This window comes from Chroococcidiopsis cubana SAG 39.79 (assembly GCF_003991895.1).
GTDB lineage: Bacteria > Cyanobacteriota > Cyanobacteriia > Cyanobacteriales > Chroococcidiopsidaceae > Chroococcidiopsis > Chroococcidiopsis thermalis.
Window position 1 is genome coordinate 1 of the sequence record NZ_RSCK01000116.1, and the last position, 17071, is coordinate 17071.

At 42.0% G+C, this 17071-nt stretch carries 8 protein-coding genes and 2 pseudogenes; 9 read left to right on the forward strand and 1 reads right to left on the reverse strand.

Annotated features, from left to right (window positions below):
* The first annotated feature begins 1180 nt into the window (after positions 1-1180).
* From DSM107010_RS40515 to DSM107010_RS32840, 4 genes and pseudogenes are all read left to right on the forward strand, one after another.
* Positions 1181-1384 carry a hypothetical protein gene (locus tag DSM107010_RS40515; RefSeq protein ID WP_199755924.1) on the forward strand — a complete coding sequence of 68 codons (204 nt, stop codon included), beginning with the start codon at positions 1181-1183 and terminating at the stop codon, positions 1382-1384.
* A 168-nt stretch (positions 1385-1552) separates the two neighbouring features.
* Positions 1553-3514, forward strand: a complete 1962-nt coding sequence (locus tag DSM107010_RS32830; RefSeq protein ID WP_199755925.1) for an NACHT domain-containing protein — start codon at positions 1553-1555, stop codon at positions 3512-3514.
* Between the two features lie 704 nt (positions 3515-4218).
* Positions 4219-5439 (forward strand): glycosyltransferase, encoded by a 1221-nt coding sequence (locus tag DSM107010_RS32835; protein WP_106167055.1) that lies wholly within the window; start codon positions 4219-4221, stop codon positions 5437-5439.
* Between the two features lie 45 nt (positions 5440-5484).
* Positions 5485-5919: pseudogene (locus DSM107010_RS32840) on the forward strand (glycosyltransferase); the annotation flags it as partial.
* A 101-nt stretch (positions 5920-6020) separates the two neighbouring features.
* On the opposite strand, the gene DSM107010_RS32845 reads toward DSM107010_RS32840, so the two are convergent.
* The gene (locus DSM107010_RS32845; protein WP_181246329.1) at positions 6021-7250 is read right to left on the reverse strand and encodes a Rossmann-fold NAD(P)-binding domain-containing protein; all 1230 of its coding nucleotides are present in this window, start codon (positions 7248-7250) and stop codon (positions 6021-6023) included.
* Positions 7251-8267: 1017 nt separating this feature from the next.
* Between DSM107010_RS32845 and glgX the strand changes: the two genes are divergently transcribed.
* From glgX to DSM107010_RS32870, 5 genes and pseudogenes are all read left to right on the forward strand, one after another.
* Positions 8268-10385 carry a glycogen debranching protein GlgX gene (gene glgX / locus DSM107010_RS32850; protein WP_106167052.1) on the forward strand — a complete coding sequence of 706 codons (2118 nt, stop codon included), beginning with the start codon at positions 8268-8270 and terminating at the stop codon, positions 10383-10385.
* Positions 10386-10422: 37 nt separating this feature from the next.
* Positions 10423-12597 carry an AGE family epimerase/isomerase gene (locus DSM107010_RS32855; RefSeq protein WP_106167050.1) on the forward strand — a complete coding sequence of 725 codons (2175 nt, stop codon included), beginning with the start codon at positions 10423-10425 and terminating at the stop codon, positions 12595-12597.
* Between the two features lie 210 nt (positions 12598-12807).
* Positions 12808-14469: an FAD-dependent oxidoreductase gene (locus DSM107010_RS32860; protein WP_106167057.1), complete on the forward strand. Its 1662-nt coding sequence runs from the start codon at positions 12808-12810 to the stop codon at positions 14467-14469.
* 2 nt (positions 14470-14471) lie between these two features.
* Complete coding sequence (locus DSM107010_RS32865) at positions 14472-15938, forward strand: sensor histidine kinase (protein WP_015154232.1); 1467 nt, start codon at positions 14472-14474, stop codon at positions 15936-15938.
* A gap of 145 nt (positions 15939-16083) precedes the next feature.
* A pseudogene (locus DSM107010_RS32870) lies at positions 16084-17053 on the forward strand (transposase); the annotation flags it as partial.
* Positions 17054-17071 lie beyond the last annotated feature (18 nt).

The window sequence follows — 17071 nt, forward strand, 5'->3', positions numbered from 1 at the left end:
GAAAAAGTTGGATAACCATATCGGAGCTATCTGGTATTTCATTCATCACTATAACTCATCCTTACTTGTGTAGGACTACCTCAAAACTAACTTAAGAGAAATTCTGAAAATTCTAGTTGTTTACTACTCGATGTAGGGTCATACCTGGAAACTAGCGCAAGCGGTTGCTGAAGGAGCAAGCAAAATTCCTGGAGCTGAAGTCATGCTGCGTCAGGTTCAGGAATTTGAAGCAGTCGCTCGCATCATTGACCAAAACGAAGCGGCTCGTTAAGTGAGACAGCAACAGCAGGACATTCGATACTTGCTTGAGGCACGACCCTTTCAACGATGATGCATTACCATTTGCTACAGACGAGCGTTCAATGATGCACTGCTGCGCGTGACACCTGAAACACGCGAACTGCAACGGATTTACTCATACCATAATCGATCTGCATTCACGACTCGATACCGCAGTGCTTCTTGTGCTGATGCTGACAAGTGGCGAGCGTCTTTGAGTTTTATAGCATACTCTCGACGTAGCTACACTTACTACGTTAACTAATCTCTGCTCTAGCTAGTAAGAATTAAAAGACGTTCAAGTATCTTAAGTAAGAAAGTAGTAGTACTTAGTATTTTTATACGGCTTAGTATCTTAATACCAACTTTTTACTATATAATAGCAATAATGCTACATATCGTTGCATATGATTTAAAATTTTGTTACGCTGTTTATCATTCGCTTGGACAATATTCTGTGGGGGGGTATTCTAAAAAACAGAAGATATGTACTACTAAAACGAAAAGAAAATTACTAGTTTTAATATATTCATGAGGTAGAATTTCATCACAAGTATCGCTGAATACTTGATTACCATACTGATTTCTGGTATCTAACGCTGCCAAAAAAAACAATAGAGTATGTCATGAAATAAAGACATCAATTAAAAAAATCAAAAAACAAACAATAAAAACTTTCTATACTGTAGTTGATATATTGGCTATTTAATTTAGCTAGTGGCTCGCTTTAAGACAACTAATTGCTTTGTCTGGAAATGCTTACTGCAATCCAACTAAATTTGCGATCGTTTTAAATCTGTCTACATGGCTAGGAATTTCGCCAACTAGTCAAATGGATCTTTGCAGATTTTTCATAACTATTCAATTCAACTCAATTTTTATTCCTTATATTTATTGACATATGGCACGACGATCCCTACAAGCATCTACTACAGGTATTGAAAAAGCGAAAAGGGCTTTTAGACATACGCAATGGACGCAAGAAGATCTAGCATGTGAAGTTGGAATTGAAACACGCCAACCAATATGGAAGTTTTTCGCAGGCAAACCGATTGAGCGACAGACATTTCTAGAAATTTGCTTTCGTCTAGGTTTAGATTGGTAAGAGATCGCAGCTCTACCGACTGATACCATATCAACAAATAAAGAGGATGAGAAAGATGAGAAAGCGAATCTCGATGCCTTAGTACGAGCAGCGCGATCGCATTGTCACGATAGAATTCAAGCAGAGTATGGCGCTATACGTTTATTAGATACAGCCCGACCAATAGAGTTGGAAGATATTTATATTAAAGTTGATGTATTCGAGAACGTTACAAGTAATAGACGGTTAGACAAATCTCATTTAAATTGCTCTAGCGTCGAAGATTCGAGCTGCCAGATTTGTAATGAAGTTCGTCAAAAACACGTCTCAGCAGCACAGGTAGTTGAAACTTATTCTAAGCTGACGATTCTAGGTAAACCAGGGTCTGGCAAAACCACACTTTTGCAGTACATTGCTATTCAATGCAATCGGGGTGGCTTGTTTCCAGATCGGCTACCAATCTTTATCCGACTAAGAAGCTTTGCCGAGGAGACCAGCAAGACTCAACACTTTAGTTTATTCAGCTATATTAGTCAAGAGTTATGTAAAATCGGGTTTTCTGAGCCGCAGATTGAAACTTTACTTCATCACGGTCAAGCATTGTTTCTACTGGATGGCTTAGATGAAGTAGAAGAAGAGTATAGGGCAGAGGTTCAGCAACAGATTAGTGTTTTGTCAAAAGATTATGACAAAAATCAGTTTATAGTTTCCTGTCGCACTTCCACACCGTGGTACTGGCTTGAGAAATTTACTGATGTTGAAATAGCTGATTTAAACTTCTCTCAAATCGAAGCATTCGCTCAGCAGTGGTTTGTAAACGTCAGTAATAACCCCAGAGAACAAGGGTTAGTGCAAGCAGATCGGTTTCTAAAAGAACTAAAGTTGCCTGAAAATCAGTCAATTTCTAGCCTTGCTAGAACACCTCTTTTTCTGCACCTAGCTTGTTCTCTATTTCAAACTAATTTAAGCTTTTCTGCTCAACACGCTGAGTTATACAAACAAGCATTAGATATTTTGTTAGTTCGGTGGGATCGCGTGAGAGGAATCAAACCAGATAAAAGCCTCTACCAGTTATCTTTACCTCATAAGATAAAATTACTCAGTCAGATTGCTGCTATTACCTTTGAGCAAGACAACTACTTTTTTACACAGAGTAATCTCTTGCACTATATCAAAGACTATCTTCGCGCTTTACCCAATACTCCATCTGATTCAGAAGAACTTTACTTCATTAGTGAAACAGTGCTAAGGTCGCTCTTGGTAGAACATGGAGTCATAGTAGAAAAAGCTCAAGGAATCTACTCATTCTCATATCCCACTTTTCAAGAATATTTCACGGCTAGAAATATTGTTGCTAATCTTGAGCCAGAAGCTTTAAATAGAAATCTGAGGCAGTTGACCGTCCACATGAGCGATCCTCGCTGGCATGAAGTGTTTCTATTTGTAGTGGAAATGATAGAAGATGCCGATCCTCTAATTCAGTTAATGCAACAGCGTAGCGATGAACTGGTAGATGCTGATGAGAAATTGCAGCAGTTTCTGATCTGGCTTCAGCAGAAATCTCTTTCAGTCGAAGTACCTTACGAACCTGCCGCAGTTCGTGCTTTTTATCTATCGTTAGAGCTTCACGGCGAATCAGAACCAGTTTACGACTTGTCTCTCTCCATTGAGATCGATCCAAGACTTACGAGTAAACTGACTTACGATCTATATTTGGATCTAGCTTTGAAACGCCTGCTATCCATAGGACTTACTATCTGCGATCGCCCGTCTGAGGAACAAATCCTTGCTATAATCTCTGCTTTTCCCTATAAAATAGACCTCGATTGTCAGTCCAAATTGCAAAATTTACTTCAAGACCTTAGAGAACAACTACCCACCCCTCAACAAAGCCAAGAAAAGCTCAAGGAATGGTGGAGTACCAATGGTCAAACTTGGGTTGAGGAGATGAGGTCTCAGCTCCTCTGGGAGCGTAATATCGGTTACCAGTGGCAGTTTAGCGAATATCAGAAGGCATTACTTCAGCAATACTATGTTGCTAAGTACTTAGTAGTAAAGTGCCTTAAAAAGAGTCGTGAAATCAGTTTTACCGTACGAGAACAAATTGAAGAAATGTTGCTTTTACCAGCATTACTGAAAGTTTTGCGATAGAAGGGTAATCTTCTGGACGGGTTACTTGATTGTATTCTATAGAGGTGAGGTATGGGCAGGGACTTTATTTCAAGTTCGATTTGCCAGTATGGTTGCCTATAGAACCAGCGAGAATCAATCCGTGCCAATGACATCTGTTAGAGGCTGCCCTTAGGACACGTTACAGATAATCAAAATTAGCCGAAAGAACAGAAGCGGCGAGGAATAGAATAGCTCAACTGCTGAAAGCAATAGCGGCAGGGTAACAACAGTGTATTGTGCATTTTTTAGGTTCTACCTGTCGGTAGTGCTACCTATTGTGTTGAGCCAATACCTAATTCCCCTTGTACACTTCAACAGGGAGAATGTTGACGATATCAAGAGCGAGTGCTGAAAAATTTCGAGAAAAAAGCTCAAGCCTTTGGCATAGAACTCATTTTTATTTCTCTATCTACTGAAGGTTTTTCTTAAAATGCTACAGCAGTAATGCAAATTTTTGTTACATTCGATACAAAAATTAAGCAAAATCTTCTCTGAAACCGATCGATATTTGAGAATCACTTAACTCAAACAAAAAACAAACAACTCATACAAGTTGTACATAAAGTCATTCACTTTCTGAGACGCGATCGCGAATAGGCTGTTTGCATACTTATATATAGATGGTTTAGCACCTATAACAAGTTCTCCATCGGAGTACTTAGCAAACTTGATACTTTATATTCATGCGCAAACCTGTTTTAACTATTTTTTATCAGTTTAATCCTTGGCACTCCACTATTGGTGGTATTCAAACAGTGGTCAGTAATTTTATCAAGTATGCCCCAGATGACTTTAAGATTAAGCTCATTGGAACTAGTAACGATCCAAGTCAACCTAATGGCAAGTGGCAAGAAGCCAATCTCGCTGGTAGAGAACTCTGGTTTATGCCTCTTTTCACCTTGCAGAATGATAACTTCAGAAGTCTAGTTCCTTCAACCTTAAAATACACGTCAGCACTTCTAGGTCGCTGTTTCGCTTCTGACTTTATGCACTTTCATCGTCTAGAACCAAGCTTAGCAGCCTTGCACTGGACAGGAGATAAAACTTTATTCATTCATAATGATATTCAGAAGCAGATGCAGTCTCAAGAAGATGCGAATGCGATCCTTTGGAGACGATTTCCGCAAGCATATTTCCTGTTTGAACGTTTATTAGTCAAACAATTTAACCAAATTCTCTCCTGTCACTCTGAATCTGTAAAATTTTATCAGCAGCAATATCCAGCAATTGCTGAACGAGTTACTTATATCAAAAATACAGTAGATAACGAAATTTTCTATCCACTTTCTTTAGAAGAACAACAAACAAAAAAGGGTGCCTTGACTCGGAAGTTAGGGCTTTTAGAAGATACACAATTTGTTTTGTTTGCAGGTCGCTTGCATCCTCAAAAAGATCCTATTCTCTTAGTCCGAGCTATCTCAGCTCTAGCTGACACAAAGGTGCATCTACTAATTGCTGGTGATGGAGAATTGGCAGACCAAGTACGTAACGAGATTGAGCAACTGGGATTATCTAAGAGCGTCACAATGCTTGGATCGGTCGTTCAAACGGAACTGGCTGAGTTACATCGTGTTGCTAGTGCTTTTGTTTTGACTAGTACTTATGAAGGTTTACCTTTGGTTGTTCTTGAAGCGCTTGCTTGTGGAACGCCAATAGTATCAACTGAATGTAGTGAGATTTCAAAACTACTTCCTGCTAGCTGTGGAGTTATTTGTCGAGAACGTACTCCGTTGGCGATCGCCAATTCCTTGCGTCAAGTACTATTGCACCCAGAAAACTATCCAGTTGAGTCATGCGTACGTGCTGCTCAACCATATAGTGCTCGCAGCGTCATTCGCCAAGTCTACAGCAATATGTTACACCGCTGGGAAGAAAAGCAAATTTTATCTTCTGCTTTATCTTGAACAAACTTAGTCTCGCTCTTCATCGATTTAAGGAAAAGGATGTCTATGAAAATAGCTGTAATTGGTGCAAAAGGCTTACCCCCAAAACAAGGAGGGATCGAACACTATTGTGCAGAGGTTTACCCTCGTATGGTTGCACAAGGTCACTCTGTAGACTTATTTGCCCGATCGTCTTACACTAACTTATCTTGGCGCAACGAATATGATTTTAAAAGTGTACGGGTGATTTCTCTACCTTGTATGGGTTTGAGAGGAATGGATGCCTTTAGTAGTTCGGCACTTGGAGCAATTGGTGCTACTGCTTCTAATTACGATGTGATTCATTTTCACGCCTTGGGTCCGGCTTTATTTAGCTGTTTACCTAGAATTGCTTCCTCAGCGAAGGTTGTTGTTACGTGTCAAGGGTTAGATTGGCAGCGTGCCAAGTGGGGGAATCTTTCCAGTCGCCTGATTAAGTTGGGAGAGAGTCAGGGCAAACGCATCTAAATTCGCGCCTAGAATATTCGTCGTGTTTTCAACTTCACCAGACCTTATGCCTACACTGGTTCTTCTCAATAAAATAGAGATTGTTGCAAATGATTTCAACCCATTTTCTTCTCAATAAGCTTTAGTTTATTGCAATTAATGTCAATAAGCTTAGAATTTTCTACCTTATTGACATGATGCGTTTGCCCTACACCAAGAGGGTTATCTAGGTGTTCCAAAACTACACATGCTGGTCCTCCCTTACCAGATACAGACGGCGATAAGTTGCTACGAGTTACAATCGCATCTCCATTACCTCCCCAATGTTTGCCAACTTCATCGTTTAATTTTGGTAATAAGCCCGTTGCTTTAGATCTAACTAAAAGCTTGGAAGTTCCAATAGAACCAGCTGCTAAAAATAAATAGCGACAGGTGAAAGACTTCTGAGCAACGACTGCTCCTGATGTGTCAATTTGAGTACATAAAACTCTGTATCCATATTCAGGTACTTCAGTAATATCTGTAGCTAGATGTAATGTTAAAACATCTAATAATCCAGTTTGCTCTGCCTGAAATAGGTAGTTACGATCCAGGCTATTTTTAGCCCCACTGTTAATGCCGTACCAATGATTACCTAGAATTGCAGAAGGTGTCTTTGTTCCTTCTATTTCTTGGCGAATTACATTCCAATCTACTGCAAGATTATATGGATATGTAGCAAAGCCTGCTCTATTTCCTTGTTCGATTAATAACCTAGCGCGATCGTAGTAAGGACTTGCCAAAATATCATCAGGAATGCTTGCGGGTTGTAGGAGCGATCGCACGCGCGGATAATAAACTGCATCCAATTCATCATAGTCCACAACATCAGGAGAAAAAATACCGCTGAATATTTCGCGCCTGGGTTGGTAAGTAATCGCGTTATAAACTAACGATCCACCTCCAAAGCCAGCCCCATGCAAGATATTAATTCCATTTTCTTGAGAAAAGTCCAGCACTCCTGTAAACGGATCGACGGGAACTCCATTCCATGTCGTATTACTTAACCAGGCAGCTCGACCATCTATTTGTTGAAAAGTAGCAAAAGTATTTCCATCATCTCTGATAGGCCAGCGGATTCCTCGCTCTATCATCAATGTTCTAATCCCAGCTTGTGTCAAACGCAGAGCCGTAATCGCTCCGCCAAAACCGCTACCAAGGACTAGAGCTTCTACAACTTCATCTGGAACATTTCGATCTTGGGCGCTCGCGCGATAAATACTGGCTAGGGGACTTAGGGCAGCACCAGCAGAAATAAGTGCAGTAGTTTGCAGAAAGCGACGACGGCTGCGAAACCTATTCTTCATATTTTCTCAATTTATGACGATCGAGTTATGAGATTTCTAAGCAAAGCGGCTAGCGATCTCAAAGTTAACAATTTCTGTTTTGAGGAAAGTAACAACGTTGACTAGGCTTTCAATCCATGTATTTTCTATAACTACCAACATCAATTTTTTAACTCGTTCAAAGATATATAGCCTTTGCTTTTGTTTGCCAAGGCATTTTTTTTAGCCAGACACACTAAAAATCCTAAACTCATCCGAAGTATATTTATCAATTTTTTTTTAGAGAAGAGACAAAAATTAGAATTAAGTTTGTATTATTTTGATTTCAATACTCAATATTTTTATTTAATATTTCCTTAAGGTTTGACGACAAAATCCCTCATAACTATATTTAACTAGATAACATATGTAAAAATATAAAAATGTATAAAATAACTGAAGTTTAATTTTGTATTTCAAATAGAAATGTTTAAACAACTTTGACTCGATCGCGATCGCTTTGATTTTAAATTCTTAAAAATCAAGTTATTTATCAAATTCTACATTAATATTTTTCAAGATATTTTATAATTCACGTTGATTTTAACCAGTCATTAAGCTTGTTAGCAGATGCTTGTAAAAAAGTAGCTTTTATAACGTTAATAACCTAAAACTGAGTGGTTCCTAAAGAATGCAAACTAGCTCCGAAAGTTCAACCATTGTGTTCTTACTTCGTGTTACATAAGCTTTTCAGTATCAAACATCGGCTAAAACTCAATAGTCTTTTGCACAATGCTTAAGTATCGTGCCAAGATGCCGAAGCTTGAGCAAGCAAGCGATCGAAACTGAATTTATCGAGAACAAAGCAATACCCGATCGTCCATTTTTTTTGTTTTTTCTTGCTATACGACTAACAAAAAACTTCAGGCTAATCTAATGAAGTTAGGTCAAATGAATACTGCGTCAGAAGTGGTTTTTGCAAATTTTCAGGTTTTTTACTGAACCTTCAATTACTGAACAGAATCAGTAAATGTCGTAAAAAAATAGTCAGGAAGAATAATGATTCTAACTACAGCTAAACAGCAATTTGAGCTAGCGAAGACTAAGTATCAATTGGAGCCAGGATGCCAACATCCCCTGGGTGCAACACCAAATTCTGAAGGAGTCAATTTTGCGATCTTTTCAGAACATGCCACATCTGTAGAACTTTTGCTATTTGAGAACCATGACGATCTTGAACCTGCACAGATTATTCAATTAGATCCCAGGATAAATAAAACTTTCCACTTTTGGCATGTCTATGTTAGGGGGTTGAAATCTTGCACTTACTACGCTTATCGAGTTAGTGGATCTCAGGACATACAAGCAGGACATCGCTTTAATGAAAATAAGGTATTGCTCGATCCATACGCGAAGGGAAATACAAATACGCTTTGGAACCGCGTTGATGCTATAGGGACAAAAGATAACATAGCTACCTCAATGCGTAGCGTAGTCGTTGATATATCGGATTATGACTGGGAAGGCGATCGCCCCCTTAACCGACCCATGAGTGAGACGATCGTGTATGAGCTTCATGTTGCAGGATTTACTAAGTCCCCCTCTTCAGGCTGTCAACACTGCGGTACTTTCTCTGGAATTGTCGAGAAGATTCCTTATCTAAAAGAGTTGGGGATCACGGCTGTTGAACTGATGCCAATTTTTGACTTTGATGAAAAGAACATTTTTCGGGAGGTTGACGGTAAGCCACTAAGAGACTATTGGGGATACAATCCACATAGCTACTTTGCACCTGAAGGTTCATATTGTACCTCGCCAGAAATAGGGAGCCAGATCCGAGAGTTTCGAGATCTGGTTAAGGCACTGCACAAAGCAGGGATTGAGGTGATCTTGGATGTAGTTTTTAACCACACGGACGAGGGCAACCATGACGGTCCTACGATTAACTTTAAAGGGCTGGACAATAGCATTTACTATCACCTAGTACCATTCAACAAGTATTACTACATGGACTATTCTGGGTGCGGAAATACTGTTAACTGTAACCATCCTATGGTGGAAAAGTTAATTGTAGATTGCCTAGAATTTTGGGTGAAGGAAATGCACGTTGATGGTTTCCGATTTGACGAAGGCTCTATCCTCGCCAGAGGTCAAGATGGAGTACCTTTAATTCATCCACCAGTCATATGGCACATTGAAACATCTGAAATTTTAGCCGATACCAAAATTATTGCAGAAGCATGGGATGCTGCTGGGCTTTATCAAATTGGCTACTTCCCTGGTTATCGATGGGCAGAATGGAATGGACGCTACCGAGATGATATCCGACGCTTTGTCAAGGGAGATTCAGGATTAGCAGGATCTGCTGCTTGGCGAATTGCTGGTAGCGCCGATCTCTATCAAGCTAGTGGGCATCTACCTATTAATAGCGTTAATTTCATCACTTGCCATGATGGGTTCACTCTCAGCGATTTGGTTTCCTACAACGATAAACACAATGAAGCTAATGGCGAAGGTAATCGCGATGGCATTAATGATAATTTGAGCTGGAATTGTGGTGTTGAAGGGGAGACTGAAGATAGAGAAATTGATGCATTGCGTCGGCGACAGATTAAAAACTTTGCAGCTATTCTTCTGTTGTCGCAGGGCGTACCGATGATTGTGGCTGGCGATGAAGTCAGACGTACTCAACAAGGCAATAATAATGCCTACTGCCAGGATAGTGAGATTAGTTGGTTTGACTGGAGTTTGGTAGAGAAGAATGCTGATATATTCAGATTCTTTAAGCTGGCGATCGAGTTCCGCAAATGCTATTGTCAATCTGCCTTACGCCGTTCCCAGTTCTTCAGTGGCGATGTCAACGAGCGTGGTTTAGCAGATATGTCTTGGCACGGCACAAAGTTGTTTAATCCAGGATGGTACGATCCTCATTCTAGAGTTCTTGCCTTGACTTTAGGCGGTTTTGAAGGAGAAGCAGATATTCATATCATGTTCAATATGTACTGGGATGCTTTAGAATTTGAAACTCCCTTAATTCAGGGTAGGAATTGGTACAAAGTCATTGATACTGCGGAACCTTCCCCGATGGACATCATGGAGTCAGGGAAAGAAATCTTGGTTTCAGGCAATGTTTGCCCTGTCAAAGAGCGTAGTGTAGTTGTTCTCATTTCCAAATAGTTAGTCAAGCATTAATTTCCACGCAGGGAGATCTTCAATGAGTAACATGGGTTTTTCATTTTCGGACTCGATCGCAGGATACGTAACAGAAGTTGACTTAAGCAGAAATACTTTCAACCTGAAAACTTCTGATGGTAGAAATTTTGAGATTGCATTAACCTCAACAACTTACGCAGAAATGGTTCGCAATCTGGGAGAACCGTATTATGACTGTACTAGCCAAATGCAGTCAATGCTTGTTCCCGATCGCTATCTTTTTGCCTATGGCATCTTTTATCCTGAAGCAGATCGAAACAAGATTGAAGCCAAACACATAGTCTTTTTGGGTCGGACAGAAAACGAGTATCTGTTTGAAAGACCGGACTGGTGGGTAAAACAGATTAGTAATCTTGCCAATTTTTATCTGAAAGCACAGTTTGAAGATGGCGAAATTGACTATCGGAAATACCGCACTGGAATCGGTTTAGTGGGTTCCAAAGAAGATTCCAATCGTCAAGAAACTGATACCATTTCTCGCTTAGTTTACGGTTTCGCCACAGCATACATGATGACTGGCGACGATCGCTACATAGAAGCAGCGGAAAAAGGTACTGAATATCTGCGCGAACACATGCGTTTTCTCGATGAGGGCGAAGAAATTTGCTACTGGTATCATGGTGTTGATGTGAAGCCAGATGGTAGCGAGCAGAAAATATTTGCCTCAGAATTTGGGGATGATTATGATGCACTGCCAGCATACGAGCAAATTTATGCCTTGGCTGGTCCTACCCAAACTTATCGGGTGACAGGCGATCCGCGCATCATGAAAGACATTGAATTAACTGTCAATTTATTTAACCGCTATCTCTTAGACAAAACAGATAAAGGCGGCTTTTTCTCTCACATCGATCCCATTACCCTCAGCCCTTATGCCGAGTCTTTAGGGAGAAACCGCGCGAAAAAGAACTGGAACTCAGTTGGCGACCATGCCCCAGCCTATTTGATCAACCTTTGGTTAGCAACTGGCGAAGACAAATACGCCGACTTCCTTGAGTATACGTTTGACACCATTGAGAAACGTTTCCCAGATTTCGACAATAGCCCATTTGTGCAGGAACGTTTCTATGAAGATTGGAGCTACGACACGACGTGGGGTTGGCAGCAGAACCGAGCAGTGGTGGGTCATAACCTCAAAATTGCTTGGAATCTGATGCGCATGAACCACTTGAAACCAAAAGAAAGGTATACCACTTTAGCCGAAGAAATTGCCGAGATTATGCCAGATGTTGGTAGCGATCGCCAACGTGGGGGTTGGTACGATGTCGTAGAGCGCAGTTTGGAACCAGGACAAGAAGTACACCGCTTTGTCTGGCACGACCGCAAGGCTTGGTGGCAGCAAGAGCAAGCGATTCTAGCTTACTTAATCCTGGCTGGTTCGCTTGGTAATACTGAGTATCGACGCTTAGCACGGGAGTCAGCAGCTTTCTATAATGCTTGGTTTCTCGACAACCAGTCTGGTGGTGTCTATTTTAATGTCTTGGCAAACGGAATTCCTTATCTAATGGGTACTGAGCGTGGCAAAGGTAGCCATTCGATGAGCGGCTACCACTCGTTTGAGTTAGCTTACTTGGCGGCGGTTTACACAAATCTGCTAATTACAAAACAGCCAATGAACTTGTACTTTAAGCCCAGACCGGGAGCATTTAAAGACAACCTTCTGCGAGTTACACCGGATATTCTGCCACCAGGTAGCGTGCGGATTGGTGAGGTATGGATCGACGACCGACCGTATACTGATTTTGATGCCGACAAACTGACTGTCAAACTGCCCGATACTCGCGATTCAGTGAGAGTCAGAGTCAGAATTCTACCAATTCAGGTTTTCTTTGATGCCGCTTTACTGGAAGTCGCTGATGGGACTGCCAAGATTTCATTAACTGGCTTACTAGATGTAAATGCAATACCAATTCTGGAAGCAGAGTTAGAAAAGGTACAAACACAGCCACTCAAACGCCTCGTCTTTCTGTTACAAGACTTAAAGTGTATCTCTAGTGCTGGACTGCGTTTTCTGATTTTCACAAAGCAAAAGCTAGGTTCTGACGTTCAAATTCATATAGTTGGCGCACAGGAAAATGTGCAGAATTACCTCAAGATGAGTTCATTCTGTCAAGGCATTACTGTGTCCGATCGGTATGATGTGACTGAAACAGCCAACGTGTATTTAGTTCCCTAAGAATCACTACCCATCTGTAGGACGAAAAACCCTGACACCAAATAATTGCTGAGTTAGTGCTTAGTGTTTGGTAAACCAGATTTTGCACGTGTTTTCCTGCCTGTTGTCATACCATTACTACACTGTGTGGGAACATTTGACCAAGCAGGGACACTTGCATCGAAAATTTCGCTGCTGGTCGTAACGCGACTAGGTTATGAAGGAGTAACTGTGGCTAATCCTGTTCTGTTAACTTTAGACGACGATCCAGGAGTTTTGCGAGTCATTGAGCGCGATCTCCGACGGGAGTATGGTAGCCGATTTCGAGTCATGCGATCGGAATCGGGTTTAACAGCTCTGAAGGCACTGCAACAAGTTAAGTTACGCAGGGAAATGGTGGCACTATTCTTGGTAGATCAGCGGATGCCAGAGATCGCAGGGGTAGAGTTTCTCGAACAGGCGATGGAACTCTTTCCAGATGCAAAGCGGGTCTTGCTAACTGCATATGCGGATACTGATGCTGCCATCCGCGCCATCAACACAGCAAAGATTGATTACTACCTTCTCAAGCCGTGGGACCCGCCACATGAAAAACTATATCCCGTGCTGGACGATTTACTAGATGATTGGATTTCGTCTTGTCGTCCGCCCTTTGAAGGTTTGCGAATTGTTGATTCGCGTTGGTCGCCCCATCTGCATCAAATCAAAGATTTTTTGGCTCGCAATCATGTGCCTTATCAATGGCTGGACATTGAGGTAGAAGCAGAGGCACACCAATGGACTAACTACACCGAATCTGGTGCTGCAAATTTACCACTGGTATTATTTCCTGATGGTTCTCACTTAATACAACCGACAAATACGCAAATTGCCCAGAAACTCGGATTGCGAACCCATGCCCAAATGCCATTCTACGACTTAGCGATCGTCGGTGCTGGTCCAGCGGGTTTAGCAGCAGCAGTCTACGGAGCGTCTGAAGGATTGCGAACCGTGTTAATTGAAAAAGAAGCCCCAGGCGGGCAAGCAGGAACGAGTTCTCGGATTGAGAACTACTTGGGCTTTCCCGTTGGACTGAGTGGAGCGGATCTAGCCAGACGTGCAGTAACTCAAGCCAAACGGTTCGGCGTGGAGATTCTCTCGCCACAAGAGGTGACTGGTGTTCGAGTCGCCGATCCCTATCGTATTTTGACACTGAGCGATGGCACAGAGGTTTGCTGTCATGCAATGCTTATTGCTACTGGTATCTCGTATCGCAGACTTGATATACCTGGAATTGATAATCTGATCGGAGCTGGCGTATATACTGGGGCAGCAATGACTGAAGCACTCTCTTGCTTAAATCAAGAGATTTACATCGTTGGCGGGGCTAACTCAGCTGGACAAGCAGCAGTCTATCTTGCTAAATACGCCAGTCGTGTCAGAATGCTGGTGCGCGGCGATTCTCTCGCTAAAAGCATGTCCCAATATTTAATAGAGCAGATCTCAGCGACAGAGAACATTGAAGTTAGAGTACACTCTAGCATTGCCCAGGTTCATGGTGAAAACTGCCTAGAAGCAGTTACGATTGCTGATGCCCAGACAGGCGAAAAGCGAACTGTTCCGACAAACTTACTCTTTGTCATGATTGGTGCTAAACCACGTACAGATTGGTTAGATGGCATCGTGGCAAGAGACGAACAAGGATTTATCTTGACCGGAGCAAGTTTAAACCGTAATGGATGCTGCAACAAAGGATGGATGCTCGATCGCGAGCCTTTTCTGCTCGAAAGTAGCGTACCTGGGATATTTGTGGCTGGAGATGTGCGCCACGGTTCGGTGAAGCGCATTGCTTCAGGGGTAGGAGAAGGTTCGATTGCCGTTCAGTTTATTCATCAGTACCTTAGTAAGATGTAATTATGCTTGAAGCTTTAAGGCAAACAGCGCTCTTTGCAGAACTCACAGACGAGCAATTGCAATGGTTAGCCGAACACGGTAGCCTGATTCAGCTAGCCGCTGGAGAGTATCTAGCGCTTGAAGGAGAGCCGCCGAAAAATTTTTACGTGCTTGCAGAAGGCGAAATACAGCTGACAAAGAAGGTTGGTGATATAGAAAGGCATATGATGACCTTTGGACCAGGAACGTATACAGGTCACGAGTTAATTTTATTAGATATGCCTTACTTTGCTAGCGGACGAGCTACAAAAGCAAGTCGCGTGTTGAAATGGGACACACATGCTTTCTGGCAAATGCTAACCAGATGTCCTTCGATTACACGGGATCTGCTGGTCATAACAGCCCAGCGGACACAAATCTTGGAAACAACATCACGACACCACGAAAAGCTACTTGCACTAGGTACTATGGCGGCTGGTCTTGCCCACGAACTTAACAATCCAGCAGCAGCAGTCAGTCGAGGTGCGAAGCACATGCACGAATTATTTCAAGAATTGCTCTTGCTAGCACTCAGTCTGAACCAGCAGCAGATGACAAGCACGCAAATGACTTTTCTGGCAAACATTTTGCAAGACGCGATCGCGCGCGCCGCAACACCACTACAGTTAGATCCGCTCGTGCAGAGCGATCGGGAAGATGAGATCGCCATCTGGCTTGAGGCAAACGGCGTTGAAGATAGTTGGAATCTCGCCCCTACCCTGGCAGTAGCAGGACTGGATACAGAATGGCTAGATGTTGTCATAGAACATGTGCCTACTCAATCCTTGGGCAAAGTACTGACCTGGATTGAAGCAACTCTAACTGGGTTGGGGTTGTTAGACGAAATTGAGCAAAGCGCGGGACGCATTTCTGAGCTAGTGAAAGCAGTCAAAGAGTATTCCTATATGGATCGAGCGCCAATGCAGGATTTAGACGTACACCAGGGAATTGAAAGTACGTTAATTATGCTAGGTCACAAACTTAAGGGTGGTGTAACTGTGTCGCGCAAGTACGATCGCAGCCTGCCTACTATTTGCGCCTATGGAAGTGAGTTGAACCAAGTTTGGACTAACTTGATTGACAATGCGATCGATGCAATGGACGGACGCGGACAAATCTGGATTCGTACAGCGTTAGACAATAATGATTTGCTCGTAGAGATTGCTGACAATGGACCAGGCATTCCGCCAGACATTCAAGGGCGTATCTTCGAGCCATTTTTTACCACTAAGGGTGTGGGTCAAGGAACCGGCTTAGGTTTGGTGATTAGCTATCGAATTATTGAGAAACATAGAGGCGACATCCGCTTTCATTCTGAGCCAGGCAACACTTGCTTTCACATTCGCCTGCCGATCGCTCCGTGTCAAGTGCAAAATCGTCAGGAAAACTCAAGTACTCAACTTTCAAGTACTCAACTTTCATCAATCTTAGTGGGTGGCGAGCTATGCTAAAAAGGGCATTGCTCACAAGTTAAGGTTGCCAAAGATTTGTCAAGAGGCGGGCAAAGATAGTGTAAAACTCATAGCAGATAAGCTATAGAGGGATGAAGCCGTGAGCCGGAGCAAGCGCGACCATGCCAAAAAGCAGCATCGCCCAATGGTAGAAGATGAAGCCATTGCCTCGCAACTAGAAGCTTTATTGACACCAGCTATAACCTCCCAAGAAAACTACTACCGTCAGCTGGGGTTAAGAGACAGAATTCTCAACCTACCGTTAATGGTAGCGGCGGTATTAACCTTGCTATGGCGAGATGTGGCGGGAGTTACGGAACTGACAAGAATGTTGGCAAGGGAGGGGTTTCTATGGTGCAGTCCCAAAGCTGTCAGTCAACAAGCAATAGCGAGAGCGGTTTTTATCATTTCCAGCCCAGATATTTGAGAAAGTTTTTAAGGATTTGCTACCAAATTTAACAACAAGTTGGCAAGCTAGAAGCCAGCGAAAAATACCTGAAAGTGTTCAATTTACTATGTCAAAGTTTGAAAAAATTTGGATAGTAGATTGTTCGGTTTTAGAAGCATTGTTTTGCAAGCTGAATAGTCTTAAAGATGTTCCGCAAGGACAATTAGCCAGAAAAATGGGGACTGTAATAGATTTAAGCACTCGATTACCTGTAGAGATTTGGTTTCAGGAAAATTCTAAAGCTTCTGAGATCAAATTTGAGTTAGATATCTTAAACTTAGTCACAGCCAAAACTTTACTTTTGCTGGACAGAGGATTTTATCACTTTAATTTTTGGCTTTTGTTAATCGAACAAAAAGTTGATTTTATTACTCGGTTAAAGAAAGGAGCATCAATTAAGCCCTTGCAAACATTTACGCACAGCTATGCGCTACGAGATCGTTTAGTCCGTCTAGGTTCAGGTACGAAAAAAACTCCATTTATTACCTTACGTCTAATTGAAGTTCGTTCGGGAAAGACTTGGCATTTTTATTTAATCAGTGTACTCGATCCAACTATTTTACCACCGTATGTTGTGGCTGATGTATATCAAAAGCGTTGGCGAATTGAAATTAACCAGCCACAATACATCGATAAAGACGAAGTACTCCATCTGTCCTATTATTGGAATTGAGGGGTTGCTCAA

Coding starts and splice junctions, on each gene's coding strand:
- DSM107010_RS40515 (WP_199755924.1), top strand. CDS start 1,181: ATGGCACGACGATCCCTACAAGCATCTACTACAGGTATTGAAAAAGCG.
- DSM107010_RS32835 (WP_106167055.1), top strand. CDS start 4,219: ATGCGCAAACCTGTTTTAACTATTTTTTATCAGTTTAATCCTTGGCAC.
- DSM107010_RS32845 (WP_181246329.1), bottom strand. CDS start 7,250: ATGAAGAATAGGTTTCGCAGCCGTCGTCGCTTTCTGCAAACTACTGCA.
- glgX (WP_106167052.1), top strand. CDS start 8,268: ATGATTCTAACTACAGCTAAACAGCAATTTGAGCTAGCGAAGACTAAG.
- DSM107010_RS32855 (WP_106167050.1), top strand. CDS start 10,423: ATGAGTAACATGGGTTTTTCATTTTCGGACTCGATCGCAGGATACGTA.
- DSM107010_RS32865 (WP_015154232.1), top strand. CDS start 14,472: ATGCTTGAAGCTTTAAGGCAAACAGCGCTCTTTGCAGAACTCACAGAC.